Raw genomic sequence first — 16,907 nt, 5'->3', positions numbered from 1 at the left:
ACTTCAAGCTTAGTTGAACTTCTAGGTTGCGCCTCATGAGCGTGACGAGCGAGAAGGCCGCAAGCGTGCGGATCACCGAGGAGGTCACCTCGTGGCCGGGCGTGACGGCGGGCCATGGCGAGCGGGGCGAGTGGGCGTTCCGGCTCGGCAGGCGCGAGCTCGGCCACCTGCACGGCGACCGCGTCTTCCACGCCGGGTTCCCGAAGCCGGTGTGGCACGAGCTGCACGAGCAGGGCCGCATCGACTTCCACCCGGTGTTCCCGGGGCGCCCGGGCTTCGGGGCGCGGCGGATCGAGTCAGACGACGACGTGCGCGACGTCATCGCGATGCTGCGCATGAACTACGACCGCGCGGTCGAGCGCCACGGGCTGCCGATCGCGGCGCCCGGCCTGCACGCGCTCCCCGCGACGACGCTGCCCTTCGCGCCCGGCCTGGAGGTCCGCTCGTTCCTCCTGGAGCGCGAGCAGGGCAACGTGCTGATCTACGGCGCGCCGTCCACCACCGCGGACGAGGTCGCCGCGCTCGGCGGCGCGACGCGCCAGTACCTCGGCCACTGGCACGAGGTCTCGCTCGGCGGCGGCGAGCCGGTGCCTGACGTGCCGCTCTTCGTCCACGCGGCCGACCTCCAGCCGACCGAGCGCCATCGCCATGTCCGCGGCGCCTTCAGCCGCCGGCACGTGCTCGACGACGACCTCGAGGTCATCCCGATCCCCGGCCACACGCCCGGCTCGGCCGCCTACCTGTGGACGACCAACGGCACCCGCGTGCTCTTCACCGCCGACACGCTCTACCTCGGCGACGGCGGCGAGTGGGTCGTCGCCGTGCTGGACTCGAGCGATCGCGAGGCGTACCTCGAGAGCCTCGATCTCCTCCGCGGCCTCGAGTTCGACGTGCTCGCGCCCTGGGCCGCGCCGCGCGGCGCCGAGCCGTTCGAGGCGGTCGGCCGCGACGAGGCTCAGCGGCGGATCGGCGCGATCATGACGCGCGTGTGGGAGGGCGCGACGCGCTGAGCTCGGCGGCGTCCGGCTCCTGCTTGCCGCCGATCGCGTCCTTGAACTCGCGCAGCCCGTTGCCGAGCGACCGGCCCGCTCCCGGCAGCCGCTTGGGCCCGAGGACCACGAGCGCGATCACCAGCACGATCATCATCTCCGGCAGGCCGATTCCCATGGGCATGGTCGTTCTCCTCGTTCGCTGAGTCGGTCGGGAAGCAGTTCCGCAGCGCAGCCTCGATCGGATCACTGATCCGCGCGGTTGTGGGCGACTTCCGTCGTCGCGGGACGTTCCATCATCGATGGTGGAGTCATGACCGGAACGAGGATCCGTCGCGCGATCGTCGCCACCGCGGTGGCATCGCTCGCAGCGGTGGCGCCCGCGCAGGCCGGCACGCTGTCGGTGCCGCGGAACGCGGCGCTGACGCTGACCGGCAGCGGGCCGGGGGATGCGACCGGCACGTCGGTCGCGCCCGCGGGTGACGTGAACGGCGATGGGCGTAACGACGTGATCGTCGGCGCCCCGCTGGCGGATCCCGCCGGGCGGGTCGATGGGGGTTCCGCGTACGTCGTGCTCGGCGGTGGCGCCCGTGGCCGTCTGGACCTCGGCGGGCTCGGGGCGCGGGGGTTCCGGACCGACGGCGCGGTGCCGCTGCCGTCCGGGATGCGGCACGTCGGCAACGGGCCGCTGACGAGCGGAGCGGGCGCGGTCGTGTCCGGGCTCGGCGACGTCAACGGCGACGGGCTCGGCGACGTCGCCGTGTCCGGGCGGGAGGCCGGTCCGCTGTCGGGATCGTCACGAACGGTCGTCTTCGTCGTGTTCGGCAAGCGCGACACGCAGCCGGTCGACCTGGCGTCGCTCGGCGATCGCGGGTTCGTGATCCGGCCGGGCGCCGACGGCACGGAGGTCGTGGCCGGCTACGCCGCGGGCCGGTTCAACGGCGACGGCCTGGCCGACATCGCCGTGCGGACGTTCGTCGACGGCGACGAGGACGCCGGGCGCGTCGACGTCGTCCCCGGAACCCGCACGCCGGGCCCTGTCCAAGTGGGGGAGGGCACCATCACGTTCATGGGCGGCTTCGCCGGGATGCAGCTCGGCGCGGGGATCGCGCCCGCGGGCGACGTCAACGGCGACGGCATCGGCGACCTGCTGCTCGGCGCCCCCGGCGCGTCGCGGCACGGCGAGAACCGGGGCGCGGTGTTCACGGTGTTCGGACGCGCACAGCCGCCTGGCGCGGTCCTCCGCACGGGCCGGCGCTTCGGCGGGTTCGAGACCGACGGCGTGCGGGCGGGCGCCGCGTTCGGGTTCTCCGTCGCCCGCTTCGGCCGCGGCTTCGTCGCCGGCGCGCCGGGCTCGCCGCTGACCGGAGCGGGCGAGTCGTGGATCGTCCCGCGACGCAACGGCAAGCCGACCCGGCTCCCCGGCACCAGGACCGGCGGCCCCGCGGGCGTCGCGGTCGCCGCGCCGGGGGACGTGACGGGTGACGGACGCGCCGACGTGCTCGTCGTCTCGCGCGGACGCCGCGACCGCGCCGCGCCGGTGACGCTGTTCTCGGGCCGGACCCTGACGCAGATCCACTACACCGGCCTGCGCAACGCCACCGAGGCGCGCGTCTCGGCGAGCGGCGCCGGCAACGTCCTCGGCGACGCTCGGCCCGAGCTCGTCTTCGGCTCGCCCGGCGCGAACGCCGTCTACGTCGTCACCGGTCGATAGGGCTACCGTGCGGAGCGCGCATGGCTCGCGTGCTCATCACCGGCTCGGCCGATGGCCTCGGGCGTCTCGCCGCGCGGACGCTCCAGGACGCCGGGCACGACGTCGTCGTCCACACGCGCGACGAGGAACGGCTCGCGGCCGTCGGCGATCTGCGGGACCGCGGCGCCGAGGCCGTGGTCGGCGATCTCGCCGACCTGGACCAGACGCGCGACGTCGCCGAGCAGGCGAACGCGCTCGGGCGGATGGACGCCGTCATCCACAACGCCGGCGTCATGCGCGGGCCCGCGGTCCTCCCGGTGAACGTCGTCGCGCCGTACGTGCTCACCGCGCTCATCGCGCGCCCCGCGCGGCTCATCTACCTCAGCAGCAGCATGCACCGCGGCGGACGGCCGGAGCTGGAGGGCATGGACTGGAGCGGCAGCCGCGCGACGGGCAGCTACTCGGACAGCAAGCTCTTCGTCACGGCGATCGGCGCCGCCATCGCGCGGCGGTGGCCGGACACGTGCAGCAACGCCGTCGATCCCGGCTGGGTGCCTACCCGGATGGGCGGCCGCGGCGCGCCCGACGACCTGCGGCTCGGGCACCTGACGCAGGAGTGGCTCGCCACCAGCGACGACGCCGGCGCCCGGACCAGCGGCGGCTACTGGCACCACCAGCAGCTGCACGATCCGCACCCGGCGGTGAACGACGTCCGCTTCCAGGACGCGCTGATCGAGGCGCTCGCCACGTTCACCGGGGTGGAGCTGCCGGCGGGTGCGGCCTACCGTGATGGAGCATGACCGAGATCGCGAACCTCGAGGCATCGCCCTCGACGACGACCGCACGCGCCTACGGCGCGCCGGCCGCGTCCGCGCCGCTTGAGCCGCTGCAGATCGAGCGCCGGGCGCTCGGGCCGAAGGACGTCCGCATCGACATCAAGTTCTGCGGCATCTGCCATTCGGACATCCACTTCACCCGCGGGGAGTGGGGGGAGGTGCCGTATCCCGCGATCCCCGGCCACGAGATCGCCGGCGTCGTCGCCGAGGTCGGCTCCGGCGTGACGCGGTACGCGTCCGGCGACCGGGTCGGCGTCGGCTGCATGGTCAACTCGTGCCGCGAGTGCGAGAACTGCGGGCGCGGCGACGAGCAGTACTGCCTGCGCGGCAACACGCAGACGTACGGGTCGATCGACCGCGACGGCACCATGACGTACGGCGGCTACACCGACCACGTCGTCGTCGACGAGGACTTCGTGCTGCGGATCCCGGACGGCCTGGAGCTCGACGTCGCCGCGCCGCTGCTGTGCGCCGGCATCACGACCTACTCGCCGCTGCGCCACTGGAACGCCGGCCCCGGCAAGCAGGTCGCCGTGGTCGGGCTCGGCGGCCTCGGCCACATGGCGGTCAAGATCGCCAAGGCGATGGGCGCCGAGGTCACCGTGCTGTCGCAGACGCTGAGCAAGCGCGACGACGGACTGCGGATGGGCGCCGGCGCCTACTACGCGACGAGCGACAAGGCGACGTTCAAGGAGCTGCGCGGCCGCTTCGATCTGATCATCAACACGGTCAGCGCGAAGCTCGACATCGGGCGGTTCCTCGGCCTCGTGAAGACCGACGGCGCGCTCATCAACGTGGGCGCGCCGCCCGAGCCGCTCCCCGTCCCCGTGTTCGGGCTGCTCATGCAGCGCCGCACGTTCGCGGGCTCGATGATCGGCTCGATCCGCGAGACGCAGGAGATGCTCGACTTCTGCGCCGAGCACGGCATCGCCCCCGAGATCGAGACGATCCCCGCCGATCAGATCAACGACGCGTGGGAGCGGGTCCTCAAGTCGGACGTCCGCTACCGCTTCGTGATCGACAGCTCGACGCTGCAGGGTTAGAAGGGTCCGCGCAGGGCCGGCGACCGAACGGCCGCCGGCCCTGCGCCATCCCGCTACCGCAGGAGGTAGCCGGCGATCCGGCCCATCACCGCCTTGCGCTCCTCCGCGGTGGCGATCGCCTCGAACCCGTAGCCGAGCAGAAGCGACTTCGGCGTCGTGATCGTCGCTCCGACCGGGAAGCCACCGGCGTCGGTGACCTGCCAGTTGTTGGCGTTCGCGCCGCTGCCCTCGGGCGGACCGGTGATCTGCCACCCACCGGTGTCACCGTTCTCGAACGAGGTCGAGCCGCCCGGCCACTCGATATCATCGAGGAACACGCCGAGGTTCTGCGTGCCCCAGTCGCTGATGTAGGCGATCGAGATCTCGACCGTCTTGCCGGCCCACTGCTGGAGGTCGATCGACCACTGCTGCCAGCCGTTCGAGGCGCCGGACGCGGCGTTCCAGGCTCCGGTGGTGCCGGTCGCCTTGCACGTCGTGCCGGTGTCCTGCGTCTGGTAGTGGTCGAGCTGCGGATGCAGCGTCCGCCAGCCTCCGCTGCTCGACGCGGGGCAGCTCTCGCCCGTGTCCTGGGTCGTGTGCCCGTTGGCGTCCGGCAGCGTCGTCCAGTCGCTGCTGCCCGCGGTCCGGGCCTCGACCGTCAGGAAGTCCCAGTGGGGCTCCGTGTCGTACGAGGTCCAGAACTTCAGGCTGCCGCCCTCGGCGGGCACCGCGATCTCCCGCGTGAGCCGCTTGTACGTCACATCCCCGATCTGCGAGAAGACGTACTTGTCGCCCGTGTGCGGGTCGAACGGCCCGCCCGGCTTCGCCCAGCGCGCCGAGGCGTTGCTGGTGAACTGCGGGTACTCGTCGGGCGGCAGGATGCCGCTCGTCGTCACGAACGACGACGTGCCGGGCGTCGGCGGGCCCGGCTGCGGGTCCGCGAGGCTCCACTGCGACAGCCCGGTGAACGGCTCGGCGATCGGGTTGAGCGCGAACGGCGTCGTCCCGGTCTGGCCGTCACCCGCGATCTGGACCATGCCGCCGAACCAGTACTGCAGCACGTCGTTGATCAAGTCGCCGCCGCGCGTCGACCCGCGCAGGACCATGCACCGCCGCTCGTCCCACGACGGGTCCCGGTTGGCCGGGTTGCACATGCCCTCGTTCTTCGGGTCGAAGTACTGCGTGCCCACGGCGGCGCCGGTGAACTGCATGCCGGCCCGCTTGCCCGTGTAGGCGACGCGGCCGCCCTCGTCCATGAAGGCCCGCATCTCGAGCATCTCGTCGAGCGCGAGGCGATCGGCGTTGCCGCCCGCCCAGCCGGCCTTGCGGGTGACGATGTCGTCGCCGGTGTACCAGATGACGCCCTTGTAGTGGCTGAGCACGCCGAGCGCGTCCGGCGCCGTCCGGCCCCGGGCGTCGACGTCGTAGAGGTCGGCCGCGATGCCGTTGGCGGCCAGCGCGTCGAGGTAGGCCTGCGCGTAGTGCGGGCCCTCCGTCTGCACCGGCGACGCACCGGTGTAGTCCTCCGCTGCGACCACGAGCATCTGCCTGTCCGAGTCGGACACCATCTCGTAGGTGAACGAGTCGCTCTTGCGACCGCCGCCCTCGAACCAGACCTCGACGCTGTCACCGGGCTTCGTGCCGGTCACCATGCCGCGCATGACGTGGTAGTAGACGGCCGCCGGCTTGTACTTCTCGCCGCCCTCCCATTCCGTGGTCGGCGCGGTCTGCGTCTCGCCGTCGTTGATCTTGTACTTGACCGACACGGCGCCCAGCGAGCGCTTGGCCAGCACCTGCACCGGCTGCGGGTTGCCGTAGGAGTGCTTGAACGTGAAGTTCGCCCCCGGCAGGCCCTCCTTGTACGGGTCCTCGCTCTTGAGGTAGAACGGCTTGGTGTCGAGCCCGACGGACGACTTCGGGTCGTCCGGGTCGACGGCGGACCGCGCGACGGAGTCGGCGAACGGCAGGTTGCGCTCGAACTCCTCCTGGACGAGCTCGGGGTCGTCGGGGAAGACGAAGCCGCACGACGGGCAGCCGGGGCTGAGCTCCGGCGTCCACGCGAGCGTCCCCTCGCGCTTGTGCAGGTAGTCGTTCGCCTCGCCGTTCGTCACGTAGAGGACGTCGGAGCTGAGACCCGGGTGGAAGCCGGGGATCGCCGGCGTGTCGAGGTTGCCCGACAGCGCGTAGTAGATCGGGTCGTCCGCGGTGGGCGAGCTCGTCTGCCAGCCCTCCGGGTAGAGGATCCAGCCGCCGTTCGAGTGGTAGTTGATGTTGAACTTGAACCCGATCCGGTGCGCGAGGTCCACGATCGCCTGCGTCTCGCGCTCGGACGCCGGGCCGGGGCCGCGGTAGGTCTGGCTCGAGAGGATCTTCGAGGAGCCTTCCTCGTCGTACTTGAAGTGCTCCGGGTAGTTGCGGTTGGGATCGACGCCGTCGACGATCGTGATCTTGCCGTCGCCGTCGTTGTCACGCAGGTTCTTGCGCCACAGCCGCTCGACGTCGAACGTGTACTGGTAGCCGTCGGGGTTCATGACCGGGACGAACCACAGCTCCGTCGACTGCAGGAGCTTCTTGATGCTCCGGTCGTTGTCCTTCCAGCCCTCGATGTAGTGGTACATGAGGCGGCGATCGATCTCGGTGGCGATCCACTCGCGTGCGTGCTGGGTGGCGCTGAAGAGCACCGCCGGCCGCTCGCCGTCGGCGATGCCGCGGGCGCCCTGCGTGACCTTGAGCGCGAGGATCTCCCGACCGTTCAGCGTCGTCCCGATGTTCACGAGCTTCGTGACGCCGGGGTACTTGCGCGCCAGCGCGTACATCTGGTCGCGGTAGCCGCCGGGCTCGTCGTAGGACCGCCAGACCTGGTAGCCGCCGGCCGCCTGCGCGGCGGCGAACTGCTTGACGGTCTTGCCGCCCTTGACGCGCGTGAGCTCCGCGCTCGCGCCTGCCGCCCGCACGCGGTCGGCCTGCGAGCGCGTGAGCACCATGTCGACCTTGACCTTCCCGCCGCTCGCGGACGCGCGCGACTCGGCCATGTCGAGGCCCTTGGCGTCGAACTCGGCGATCTGCTCGCCCGACGCGACGACCGTGTACACGTCGAGCCGATCGGCCGCGCGCTGCTGCGCGACGGCCGACGGCGCGAACGCGCACGAGACTGCAACCGCCATCGCGGCCACGAGGCACCTACGATCCATTCAGCACTCCCCCTCCCAAGGAAGATGACCCAGCCGGCGCGGACCTTGTCAGAAGGCCCGGGGCCCCGCAACCTGACTGTCAGGCGGAGACGACGCTCGTGGCGCCTACGCGGTGACCGGCAGCCCGATCTTCGGCGCCACCTCCTCCGCCAGCAGCCGCATCGACTCGTACCACGCCTCCGGCTGGTCTGAGTAGTCCATGCCGAGCACGAGCAGCGTGCCGAAGCCGCCGAGCGCTTCCTGCAGCTCCTCGAGCTTGCGCGTCACCGTCTCGACCGATCCGACGAGCCAGCGGTCGCAGAGGTAGTCGAGCGTGACGTCCGAGTCCGGCGTGGACAGGTCGTCCTTGTGCAGGTCGAGGAAGTTCCAGTCGGTGAACAGCGGCAGGTTGAACTCGCGGAAGTACTGGCCGTAGCAGCCCTCGAGCGCGTAGCGCCGCGCCTGCTCGTCGGTCTCGGCGATGAACACCTCCTTGACCACGCGCCAGTCGCGCCGGTCGGCGGTGCGGCCGGCCTCGGCGGCGCCCGCTTCGACGACGCCCCAGTGCTGGGAGATGATCCGCGGCGTCAGGTTCAGCGACAGCGGGATCCAGCCGCGCCGGCCGGCCACGCGCAGCGACTGCGAGTTCGGCGTGATGCCCGCCAGCGCGACCGGCGGGTGCGGCTTCTGCAGCGGGTCGATGTGGTGCGCGAGGACGCCGTTCTCCGGCGGGTTCGGCCCGACGTGCTCGCAGTTCCAGTACTCGCCCTCGTACTGCCACGGCCCCGGCTCGGTCCAGTACTTCAGGACGATCTCGATGCCCTCCTGGAGCATCTTGCGCGCGTCCTCCTCGCTCGCCTTCGGCAGGAACGAGCGCCGGTCGGTGATCGACGTGCCCTGCGTGAACGCGACGTTCAGCCGGCCGCCCGACGCGTGGTCGAGGTACGCGAGCCGCATCGCCAGGACGCCCGGGTGGTGGAACGGCATGATGTGCGCGCCCGGTCCCAGGCGGATCCGCTCGGTCGAGCGCAGCGCCTGCGCCAGCAGCAGATCCGGCGCCGGGATCGGCTCCCACGGCACGGTGAAGTGCTCACCGAGCCACGCCTCCGTGTAGCCCATCGCATCCGCCTGCTCGAGCACGTCCACGTTCCAGCGGTTGGAACGCTCGAGCGGCTGCCCGGGTGGGTGGCAGGGCATGAGGAACAGACCGACGTCCATCGCGTCTCCTTCGGTGGCCGACGGCCGGAAGCACACCGCACGCGCACGCGGACCGGGCGCGTGGTGCGCCGCGGGGTTGGGGGAATTCACGAGAGCCGGGAAGGATCGCCGCTCGGAGGCGTCTGCATGTCCGATGGCGACGATCGTGCCGGCGGAGGACGTGCTCGAAGGTGCTCGGGCGTTCTGGCTGCGCGCGCCCGGCCACGGCGAGATCCGGCCGGTGACGCCGGCCGTCGCCGATGGCGCCGACGTGGTGGTGCGCACGCTGTGCACGGGGATCAGCCGCGGCACCGAGACGCTGGTGTTCCGGGGTGGCGTGCCGCCGAGCCAGCACGCGGCCATGCGGGCGCCCTTCCAGGAGGGCGAGTTCCCGGGGCCGGTCAAGTACGGCTACCTGAACGTCGGCGCCGTCGAACACGGGCCTCCTGAGCTGCGGGGCCGCACCGTCTTCTGTCTGTACCCGCATCAGACCGCCTACGTCGTGCCCGCGGCCGCGGTGACCGTCGTGCCCGACGGCGTGCCGCCACGACGCGCCGTGCTCGCCGGCACCGTCGAGACCGCGGTCAACGCGCTGTGGGACGCGGCGCCGCTGATCGGCGACCGCGTCGCCGTCGTCGGGGCCGGGATGGTGGGCTGCTGCGTGGCGCGCCTGCTCGCGCGCATCCCGGGTGTCGAGGTGACGCTCGTCGACGTCGACGACGAGCGCGCCGGTACGGCGGCCGCGCTCGGCGCCCGCTTCGCCGCGCCGCAGGACGCCGAGGGAGCCTGCGATCTGGTCGTGCATGCGAGCGCGACCTCCGCCGGGCTGCAGCGCTCGCTCGAGCTGCTCGCGCCCGAGGGAACGGTGCTCGACCTCAGCTGGTACGGCGACGCGGAGGTGCGGCTCGCCCTGGGCGGTGCGTTCCACGTGCGCCGCCTGGCGGTGCGGGCCAGCCAGGTCGGCACGGTCTCGCCCGCGCGCAGCGCGCGGCGCACGCACGCGGACCGGCTCGCGCTCGCGCTCGAGCTCCTGCGCGATCCCGCCTTCGACGCGCTGCTCACCGGCGAGTCGCGCTTCGACGAGCTGCCGGAGGTCATGGCGAACCTGGCCGACGGGAGCCTCCCGGCGCTCTGCCACACCATCGTCTACGACGGGAGCACCGCATGTTCAGCGTGACGGTCCGCGATCGCATGCTGATCGCCCACAGCCTGCGCGGCGAGGTGTTCGGACCTGCGCAGAGGCTGCATGGAGCGACGTACGTGGTCGACGCCACCTTCCGCCGGGCGACCCTCGACGCCGACGGGATCGTGATCGACATCGGCCGCGCTGCGGCCGCGCTGCGATCCGTGCTGGCCGCGTTCGAGTACCGCAACCTCGACGACGACCCCGAGCTCGCGGGCGTGAACACCACGACGGAGGTCCTGGCCCAAGTCGTCGCCAACCGCCTGCTCGCGGGTGCGCTCGGCGATGACGCGCGCGACCTCGATGGCCTGACGATCACCCTGCGCGAATCGGACGTCGCGTGGGCGGCCTACGAGCGGACGCTGTGAGCGACGTCCACGTGCTGGTGCCCGAGGGCATCGACGATCCCGCGCACCCGAGCGGCGGCAACACCTACGACCGCCGGATCTGCCTCGAATTGCAAGAGCTCGGCTGGGCCGTGCGGGAGCACCCCGTCCCGGGCGCGTGGCCGCGGCCGGCCGATGCGGACCGTGCGGCGTTCGCACGGACCATCGGATCGATCCCGGACGGCGCCCTTGTCGTGCTCGACGGGCTGATCGCGTCGGCCGCTCCCGCAGCGCTGGTGCCGCACGCGCGCCGTCTGCGGCAGGTCGTGCTCGTCCACATGCCGCTCGGGCACCGGCCGCCGAACGGCGACGCCGAGGCGGTGCGGGCGCGAGAGCGCGCGACCCTGCGGGCCGCCGCCACCGTCATCACGACCAGCGCCTGGACGCGACGCCGGCTGAACGAGCTGTACGAGCTGCCGATCTCGCGCATGCACATCGCCGAACCCGGCGTGGACGTCGGAAGGCTCGCTCCCGGAACCGATGCCGGCGACGCGCTGCTGTGCGTCGCCGCCGTGACGCCGGACAAGGGCCACGACGTCCTGCTCGACGCCCTCGCGACAGTGACCGACCTGCCGTGGCGGTGCGCATGCGTCGGCAGCCTGGGCCGGGACCCCGCGTTCGCAGATGCGGTCCGCCGACGGGCGCAGGAGCACGGGTTGGGCGACCGGGTGCACTTCGCCGGGCCGCGCGCCGGCGCCGAGCTCGATCGCGCCTATGCCGGTGCAGACCTTCTCGTGCTCGCCTCGTACGCGGAGACGTACGGCATGGTCGTCGCGGAGGCACTGGCCCGCGGTGTGCCAGTGCTCGCCGCCGAGGTCGGCGGCGTGCTCGAGGCACTCGGAGACGCCAACGGCTGCCGTCCCGGCCTGCTGGTCCCGCCGGGCGATCCCGCGGCGGTCGGCGCCGCGCTGCGGGCCTGGCTCGGCGACCCCGAGCTGCGGGAACGCTTGCGTCGCGCGGCGCGGCAGCGCCGCGCGACGTTGCGCCCGTGGTCGGCCACCGCGTCGGTCGTCGCGGACGTCCTCGCGGGAGCGGCGCGATGAGCGCGCTCCCCGTGCAAGTCAGCCCGGAGTGGCTCGACCTGCGCGAACGTGCCGACGCGGCGGCGCGCTCGATCGAGCTCGTCGATCGGCTCGTCCCGCATCTCCGTCCGGCGGATCGCCTCGTGGTCCATGACCTCGGCGGCGGGACCGGCGCGATGGGCCGCTGGCTCGCCCCGCTGCTCCCCGGTCCGCAGCACTGGGTGGTGCATGACCGTGACGCCGGCCTGCTGGAGCTCGCGGTCGTCGCGGCCGCCGGCGTCACCGTCGAGCGGAGGCGGTCGGACGTCACCCGGCTCGCACTGGAAGAGCTCAAGGGCGCGGACCTCATCGTCGCCTCGGCGCTGCTCGACATCCTGACCGCCGCCGAGCTGCTCCGGATGCTTGCAGTGTGCAGCGCGGCGAGGTGTCCCTTGCTGTTCGCGCTCACCGTCGTCGGCCGTGTGGTCCTGGTGCCCGCAGACCCGGTGGACTCCCGGATCGCCGCGGCGTTCAACGCTCACCAGCGGCGTGCGACGGTGAGGGGCCGGCTCCTCGGCCCGGACGCCGCGGCGATCGCCCTCGAGGCGCTCCATGGGATGGGCCGGGAAGTCGTCGTCCGCGCGACGCCCTGGCGGCTCGATGCCGCCGACGCCGATCTGATCGCCGAGTGGCTCGACGGGTGGATCGCCGCCGCCTGCGAGCAGGAGCCCGAGCTCGCCGCACAGGTCGGCGCGTACCGGCACCGGCGGCTGGAACAGGCAGCCGCCGGCGAGCTCGAGGTCGTCGTCGAACACGCCGACCTGCTGGTGCTGCCGTGACGACGTTCGTCCCCGCCGCGAACCGTCGCATCCTCGGGGCCCGGGCGCGCCTTCTCCTGCCCGCCGCGACCCTCGCCGTGGTGGTCTGGCAGGTCGGGACCGGAGCGCTGCTCGACGGTCTGCGCGCCGTCGACGGCGGAGCGCTGGCCGCCGCTTGCGGAGTCGCCGTCATCACCACCACGTGCTGCGCATGGCGCTGGCGGACCGTCGCCGGCGGCCTCGGCGTCGACCTGCCGCTCGGCACGGCAGTGGCCGCGTACTACCGCTCGATCTTCCTGAACGTCGCGCTGCCCGGCGGGGTGGTGGGGGACGTGCACCGTGGAGTGAGCCACGGCCGCGCGACCAGCGACATCGGGCGCGGCCTGCGCGCCGTCGCATGGGAGCGCACGGCCGGGCAGCTCGTGCAGCTCGCCCTGACCGCTGTCGCGCTGCTCATCCTCCCGTCGCCCGTCCGGGCCGCCGTGCCATTCGCCCTGCTGGCGCTCGGCGCGGTGGCGGCCGCAGCGCTGCTGGCGCTGCACGGGCGGGCCGTCGCGGGGCGGTCCCGCTGGGTGCGCATACGACGAGCGGTCGCGCGCGACCTGCACGAGGGGCTCTTCGTACGCCGCGCCTGGCCGGTCATCGTGCTCGCGTCCGCGCTCGTGGTCGCGGGGCACACGCTCACGTTCCTCATCGCCGCGCGGACGGCCGGGGTGACCGCGCCGTGGTCCGAGCTGCTGCCGCTCGCCCTGCTGGCGCTGACCGCGGCCGCGCTGCCCAACGTCGGCGGCTGGGGCCCGCGCGAGGGCATGACCGCCTGGGCGTTCGCCGCGGCCGGCCTCGGCGCCGCGCAGGGCGTCGCGACCGCCGTCGTGTACGGCGTCATGGTGTTCGCGGGCAGCCTCCCCGGCGCTGTGGTGCTCCTGAAAGCCGGGCCGAGGGTGCACCGCCGGGGTCAGACCCCGGTGGAGCGCGGAGGCCGGCGAGATGGCTGAGCGCCCGTACACCGTGCTCAGCTGCAGCGTGTCGCTCGACGGCTACCTCGGCGACCAGACGCCGCGCCTCGCGCTGTCCAACGACGCCGACTTCGACCGCGTCGACGCGGTGCGCGCGTCGTGCGACGCGATCATGGTCGGCGCGGCCACGGTGCGCATCGACAACCCGCGGCTGCTCATCCGCTCCGAGGTGCGCCGCGACGAACGCGCCGCCCGCGGGCTCGCGCCGTCGCCGATGAAGATCACCGTGACCGAGCGCGCGGATCTCGACGCGCACTCGAACTTCTTCACCACCGGCGACGTCGAGAAGCTCGTCTACACGTCGCGGGCGCGGGTGGCCGATGCGCGTGAGCGGCTCGGGCCGGTCGCGACGGTCGTCGACGGCGGCCGGCGCGTGCTGATGCGGCGCCTGAGCGAGGACCTCGCCGAGCGAGGGGTCGACCGGCTCATGGTCGAGGGCGGCGGCGTCGTGCACACCCAGTTCCTGGCCGACGACCTCGTCGACGAGCTGCACCTCGTCATCGCGCCGTTCTTCATCGGCGACTCGAACGCGCCGCGCTTCGTGCGCGACGGGCGGTTCCCGTGGAACCCGCGGCGGCGGGCGAAGCTCGTCGACACACGCCAGCTGGGAGACGTCGTGCTGCTGCGCTACGCGCTGTCGGCACGGTTCGACGGCGCATGACCGTGGCCTCCCGCGTGACGCTCGTGCGGGCCGTGCTCGCCGTGTGCGTCGCTGCGCTGGTCGTGAGCTCGTTCGCCCGCGATCCGCCGGTCGCGATCCTCGTGACGCTGGCCGCGGTCGCGCTCGCCCTGGACCTGGTCGACGGAGCGATCGCGCGACGGACGGGAACGGTGACCGCGTTCGGCGCGCGCTTCGACGGCGAGGTGGACGCGTTCCTGATCCTGGCGCTGAGCGTCTACGTCGCGCCCGCGCTCGGCGCGTGGGTGCTCCTGATCGGCGCGGCGCGCTACGTGTTCCTGGCGGGCGAGTGGCTGCTGCCGTGGATGCGGGCGCCGCTGCCGCCGAAGCGCTGGCGCAAGGTGGTCGCCGCGATGCAGGGGATCCTCCTGACCGTCGCGGCCGCCGACGTCATGGACCGGACCGCGATGCAGGCGCTGCTGCTCGCCGCGCTCATCCTGCTCGCGGTCTCGATGGGGGAGTGCGCCCTGTGGCTGTGGCGCCGCCGCGCCGAGGCCGATCCACGACGGGCGCCCATCTCCGTGGTGCTGACGGTCCTCGCTCTGCTCATCGCGTGGGCCGCGGTGGCGGCGCCGCACGAACCCCGGAACTTCGACCTCGCGGCCTTCCTGCGGCTGCCGCTCGAGCTGCTCGTGGTGGTCGCGCTCGGCGCCGTGCTCCCGGTCCGCTGGCGCCGTGCTCTCGCCGTCCTCGCGGGAGTGGTCGTGGGGCTGCTCATGGTCGTGAAGGTCCTCGACATCGGGTTCTTCACGGCCTTCGACCGGCCGTTCGATCCGGTCTCCGACTCGACCTACGTCGGCATCGGGATCGAGACGCTGGGCGACGCGATCGGCCACTCGAGCGCGATCCTCGCGGCCGCCGCCATCACGGTGCTGCTGCTCGCCGTGCTCTCGCTGCCGGTGCTCGCGCTGCTGCGGCTGACGCGCGTCGCGACGGGCCACCGCGAGCAGGTGCTGCGGGCCGTTGCCGTGCTCGGCATCGTCTGGGCGGTCCTGCGGATCGCCGGCGCGCCGGCCGCCTCCACCAGCGCTGCCGCGCTCGTCGTCAAGGAGGTCGAGCTCGTCCGCAGCGGCCTGCGCGCGCACGAGATCCTCGCCCGCGAGATCCCGCGCGACCGCTTCCGCGCCACGCCCGCGGACCGGCTGCTGACCGGTCTGCGCGGCAAGGACGTCCTGCTCGTGTTCGTGGAGAGCTACGGGAGGGTCGCGGTCCAGGACTCGGACGTCGCGCCCCGGGTCCGCGCCGTGCTCGACCGGGGCACCGCCGAGCTGGCCGCAGGCGGGTTCTCGGCGCGCAGCGGGTTCCTCACGTCGTCGACCTTCGGTGGACTCAGCTGGCTGGCGCACGCCACGCTCCAGTCGGGGATCCGCATCGGCACGCAGCGGGGGTACGACCAGCTCGTCAAGAGCGACCGCCTCACGCTGACCGGGGCGTTCAAGCGGGCGGGATGGCGCGCCGTCGGCGTCATGCCAGCGAACAAGCGCGATTGGCCCGAGGGCACGGACTTCTACCACTACGACCGCATCTACGACCGGCGCAACCTCGGGTACCGCGGGCCCGGCTTCGGCGTGCCGTCGATGCCCGACCAGTACACGCTGCTGGCCCTGCAGCGGCTCGAGCTCGCCCGCGCCGCGCGAGCGCCCGTGTTCGCCGAGGTCGACCTGCTCTCGAGCCACGCGCCGTGGACGCGGATCCCCCGGCTGATCCCTTGGGAGGACGTCGGCGACGGATCGATCTTCGAGCGGATCCCGGCCGAGGAGTCGAGCAGCGCGACCCTCTTCGGCGACGGCGGCCGGGCCCGGACCGCGTACGGGCACTCGATCGAGTACTCGCTGCGCACGCTCATCTCGTTCGTGCGGCGCTACGGCGACGACGACCTCGTGGTGGTGGCGCTCGGCGACCACCAGCCGGCGACCACCGTGACCGGACAGGGCGCGAGCCACGACGTCCCGATCTCGGTGATCGCGCACGACCCCGAGGTGCTGAGGCGCATCGAGGGCTGGGGCTGGCAGGACGGCCTTCGCCCGAGCCCCGACGCGCCGGTCCGGCCGATGAGCACGTTCCGCGACCGCTTCCTCGGCGCGTTCAGCCCTCGGGCTGCGGAGCCGCGGTGAGGCAGGACGACCGCGCGCCGTTCGACCGGGCGCTGCGCCGCGCCCGCGAGGCGGCGTACGTGCCCGGCGAGTTCGTGGGGCAGGAGAGCTTCATGACCGCCGGCGAGATCCGCGCGCTGGCGATGCGGGCGGGCGTCGACGCCGAGGCCGCCGTCCTGGATCTCTGCTGCGGGGTCGCCGGGCCGGGGCGCCTGATCACGCGCGACGCCGGGTGCGCGTACCTCGGCGTCGACGCGAGCGCGAGCGCGATCGAAACCGCACGCCGGCGCGCCGGCGACTTGCCGTGCCGCTTCGAGGCGGCGTCGGTCCCGCCGCTGCCCGGCGGCTCGTTCGACGTCGTGCTCCTGCTCGAGACGATGCTCGCGTTCCGGGACAAGGCCGCGCTCGTCCGCGCGATCGCCGCGGTGCTCCGTCCCGGCGGGCGCTTCGCCTTCACGCTCGAGGAGGGAGCGCCGCTCACGCCGGCCGAGCAGGAGGCGATGCCCGACAGCGACACCGTCTGGCTCACCCCGCTCGACGAGATGACTGCCTGCCTCGAGCAAGCGGGCCTCGTCGTGACGGCCCGGGACGACCTCACGTCCGCACATCGCACGATGGCCGAAGCGCTGGGGAACGCGTTCGCCGCGGACGCCGACGCGATCGCCGCGGAGATCGGCGAGCGCGCGCACGCGGAGCTCGTCGCCGCGCACCGGCTCTGGACGGCATGGCTCGGCGAACGGCGAGTGCGCAAGCTCGCGATCGTCGCCGAGCGGGTTGGAGAAGTCCACGCGTCGTCCGGGCCGGGCCTTTGACGCTCGGGGCGT

General features: G+C 73.0%; 15 protein-coding genes. 12 read left to right on the top strand and 3 right to left on the bottom strand.

The window, feature by feature from the left end:
* Positions 1 to 35: 35 nt before the first annotated feature.
* Positions 36 to 1,010, top strand: a complete 975-nt coding sequence (locus tag AC1UE4_RS07415; RefSeq protein WP_482916583.1) for a luciferase domain-containing protein — start codon at positions 36 to 38, stop codon at positions 1,008 to 1,010.
* Here AC1UE4_RS07415 and AC1UE4_RS07410 read toward each other — a convergent pair.
* On the bottom strand, positions 976 to 1,173 hold the full coding sequence (locus AC1UE4_RS07410) for a twin-arginine translocase TatA/TatE family subunit (RefSeq protein WP_482916582.1): 198 nt from the start codon (positions 1,171 to 1,173) through the stop codon (positions 976 to 978). The genes AC1UE4_RS07415 and AC1UE4_RS07410 overlap by 35 nt on opposite strands.
* 129 nt (positions 1,174 to 1,302) lie before the next feature.
* On the opposite strand from AC1UE4_RS07410, the gene AC1UE4_RS07405 reads away from it, so the two are divergent.
* Genes AC1UE4_RS07405 through AC1UE4_RS07395 form a run of 3 tightly spaced genes read left to right on the top strand, consistent with a single transcriptional unit; the run spans position 1,303 to position 4,561 of the window.
* Positions 1,303 to 2,703, top strand: a complete 1,401-nt coding sequence (locus AC1UE4_RS07405; protein ID WP_482916581.1) for an integrin alpha — start codon at positions 1,303 to 1,305, stop codon at positions 2,701 to 2,703.
* Between the two features lie 20 nt (positions 2,704 to 2,723).
* Positions 2,724 to 3,482, top strand: a complete 759-nt coding sequence (locus tag AC1UE4_RS07400; protein ID WP_482916580.1) for an SDR family NAD(P)-dependent oxidoreductase — start codon at positions 2,724 to 2,726, stop codon at positions 3,480 to 3,482.
* Positions 3,479 to 4,561, top strand: a complete 1,083-nt coding sequence (locus tag AC1UE4_RS07395; protein ID WP_482916579.1) for an NAD(P)-dependent alcohol dehydrogenase — start codon at positions 3,479 to 3,481, stop codon at positions 4,559 to 4,561. The genes AC1UE4_RS07400 and AC1UE4_RS07395 overlap by 4 nt, the downstream gene beginning before the upstream one ends.
* A 53-nt stretch (positions 4,562 to 4,614) precedes the next feature.
* Here the strand turns inward: AC1UE4_RS07395 and AC1UE4_RS07390 are convergent, their stop codons facing one another.
* Positions 4,615 to 7,731, bottom strand: a complete 3,117-nt coding sequence (locus AC1UE4_RS07390; protein WP_482916578.1) for a M14 family metallopeptidase — start codon at positions 7,729 to 7,731, stop codon at positions 4,615 to 4,617.
* A 105-nt stretch (positions 7,732 to 7,836) separates the two neighbouring features.
* Positions 7,837 to 8,928, bottom strand: coding sequence for an LLM class flavin-dependent oxidoreductase (locus AC1UE4_RS07385; RefSeq protein WP_482916577.1), 1,092 nt, complete (start codon positions 8,926 to 8,928; stop codon positions 7,837 to 7,839).
* 133 nt (positions 8,929 to 9,061) lie between these two features.
* Here AC1UE4_RS07385 and AC1UE4_RS07380 point away from each other — a divergent pair, with 133 nt between their 5' ends.
* From AC1UE4_RS07380 to AC1UE4_RS07345, 8 genes are read left to right on the top strand one after another with little or no spacing between them, the layout of a single operon-like run.
* Positions 9,062 to 10,084 carry a zinc-dependent alcohol dehydrogenase gene (locus tag AC1UE4_RS07380; protein ID WP_482916576.1) on the top strand — a complete coding sequence of 341 codons (1,023 nt, stop codon included), beginning with the start codon at positions 9,062 to 9,064 and terminating at the stop codon, positions 10,082 to 10,084.
* Positions 10,072 to 10,458, top strand: coding sequence for a 6-pyruvoyl trahydropterin synthase family protein (locus AC1UE4_RS07375; RefSeq protein WP_482916575.1), 387 nt, complete (start codon positions 10,072 to 10,074; stop codon positions 10,456 to 10,458). Before AC1UE4_RS07380 ends, AC1UE4_RS07375 begins: the two co-directional genes overlap by 13 nt.
* Positions 10,455 to 11,519 carry a glycosyltransferase family 4 protein gene (locus AC1UE4_RS07370; RefSeq protein ID WP_482916574.1) on the top strand — a complete coding sequence of 355 codons (1,065 nt, stop codon included), beginning with the start codon at positions 10,455 to 10,457 and terminating at the stop codon, positions 11,517 to 11,519. Before AC1UE4_RS07375 ends, AC1UE4_RS07370 begins: the two co-directional genes overlap by 4 nt.
* The gene (locus AC1UE4_RS07365) at positions 11,516 to 12,316 is read left to right on the top strand and encodes an SAM-dependent methyltransferase (RefSeq protein WP_482916573.1); all 801 of its coding nucleotides are present in this window, start codon (positions 11,516 to 11,518) and stop codon (positions 12,314 to 12,316) included. The genes AC1UE4_RS07370 and AC1UE4_RS07365 overlap by 4 nt, the downstream gene beginning before the upstream one ends.
* On the top strand, positions 12,313 to 13,290 hold the full coding sequence (locus AC1UE4_RS07360; RefSeq protein ID WP_482916572.1) for a lysylphosphatidylglycerol synthase transmembrane domain-containing protein: 978 nt from the start codon (positions 12,313 to 12,315) through the stop codon (positions 13,288 to 13,290). Before AC1UE4_RS07365 ends, AC1UE4_RS07360 begins: the two co-directional genes overlap by 4 nt.
* Complete coding sequence (locus AC1UE4_RS07355) at positions 13,283 to 13,972, top strand: RibD family protein (RefSeq protein ID WP_482916571.1); 690 nt, start codon at positions 13,283 to 13,285, stop codon at positions 13,970 to 13,972. Before AC1UE4_RS07360 ends, AC1UE4_RS07355 begins: the two co-directional genes overlap by 8 nt.
* Positions 13,969 to 16,104, top strand: a complete 2,136-nt coding sequence (locus AC1UE4_RS07350) for a CDP-alcohol phosphatidyltransferase family protein (protein WP_482916570.1) — start codon at positions 13,969 to 13,971, stop codon at positions 16,102 to 16,104. Before AC1UE4_RS07355 ends, AC1UE4_RS07350 begins: the two co-directional genes overlap by 4 nt.
* A complete protein-coding gene (locus AC1UE4_RS07345) occupies positions 16,101 to 16,895 on the top strand; it encodes a class I SAM-dependent methyltransferase (RefSeq protein ID WP_482916569.1) in 795 nt (264 codons plus the stop codon). The genes AC1UE4_RS07350 and AC1UE4_RS07345 overlap by 4 nt, the downstream gene beginning before the upstream one ends.
* The last annotated feature ends 12 nt before the right edge of the window (positions 16,896 to 16,907 follow it).

It is taken from the genome of Parviterribacter kavangonensis (assembly GCF_056863335.1).
The sequence above is the reverse complement of the archived record's forward strand: the minus strand, read 5'-3'. Positions and strand labels throughout refer to the sequence as shown.

What these genes read in the sequence shown, in the direction of transcription:
- AC1UE4_RS07365 (WP_482916573.1), top strand. Translation starts at nt 11,516, where the DNA reads ATGAGCGCGCTCCCCGTGCAAGTCAGCCCGGAGTGGCTCGACCTGCGC.
- AC1UE4_RS07395 (WP_482916579.1), top strand. Translation starts at nt 3,479, where the DNA reads ATGACCGAGATCGCGAACCTCGAGGCATCGCCCTCGACGACGACCGCA.
- AC1UE4_RS07390 (WP_482916578.1), bottom strand. Translation starts at nt 7,731, where the DNA reads ATGGATCGTAGGTGCCTCGTGGCCGCGATGGCGGTTGCAGTCTCGTGC.
- AC1UE4_RS07385 (WP_482916577.1), bottom strand. Translation starts at nt 8,928, where the DNA reads ATGGACGTCGGTCTGTTCCTCATGCCCTGCCACCCACCCGGGCAGCCG.
- AC1UE4_RS07355 (WP_482916571.1), top strand. Translation starts at nt 13,283, where the DNA reads ATGGCTGAGCGCCCGTACACCGTGCTCAGCTGCAGCGTGTCGCTCGAC.
- AC1UE4_RS07375 (WP_482916575.1), top strand. Translation starts at nt 10,072, where the DNA reads ATGTTCAGCGTGACGGTCCGCGATCGCATGCTGATCGCCCACAGCCTG.
- AC1UE4_RS07350 (WP_482916570.1), top strand. Translation starts at nt 13,969, where the DNA reads ATGACCGTGGCCTCCCGCGTGACGCTCGTGCGGGCCGTGCTCGCCGTG.
- AC1UE4_RS07405 (WP_482916581.1), top strand. Translation starts at nt 1,303, where the DNA reads ATGACCGGAACGAGGATCCGTCGCGCGATCGTCGCCACCGCGGTGGCA.
- AC1UE4_RS07415 (WP_482916583.1), top strand. Translation starts at nt 36, where the DNA reads ATGAGCGTGACGAGCGAGAAGGCCGCAAGCGTGCGGATCACCGAGGAG.
- AC1UE4_RS07400 (WP_482916580.1), top strand. Translation starts at nt 2,724, where the DNA reads ATGGCTCGCGTGCTCATCACCGGCTCGGCCGATGGCCTCGGGCGTCTC.
- AC1UE4_RS07380 (WP_482916576.1), top strand. Translation starts at nt 9,062, where the DNA reads ATGGCGACGATCGTGCCGGCGGAGGACGTGCTCGAAGGTGCTCGGGCG.
- AC1UE4_RS07410 (WP_482916582.1), bottom strand. Translation starts at nt 1,173, where the DNA reads ATGCCCATGGGAATCGGCCTGCCGGAGATGATGATCGTGCTGGTGATC.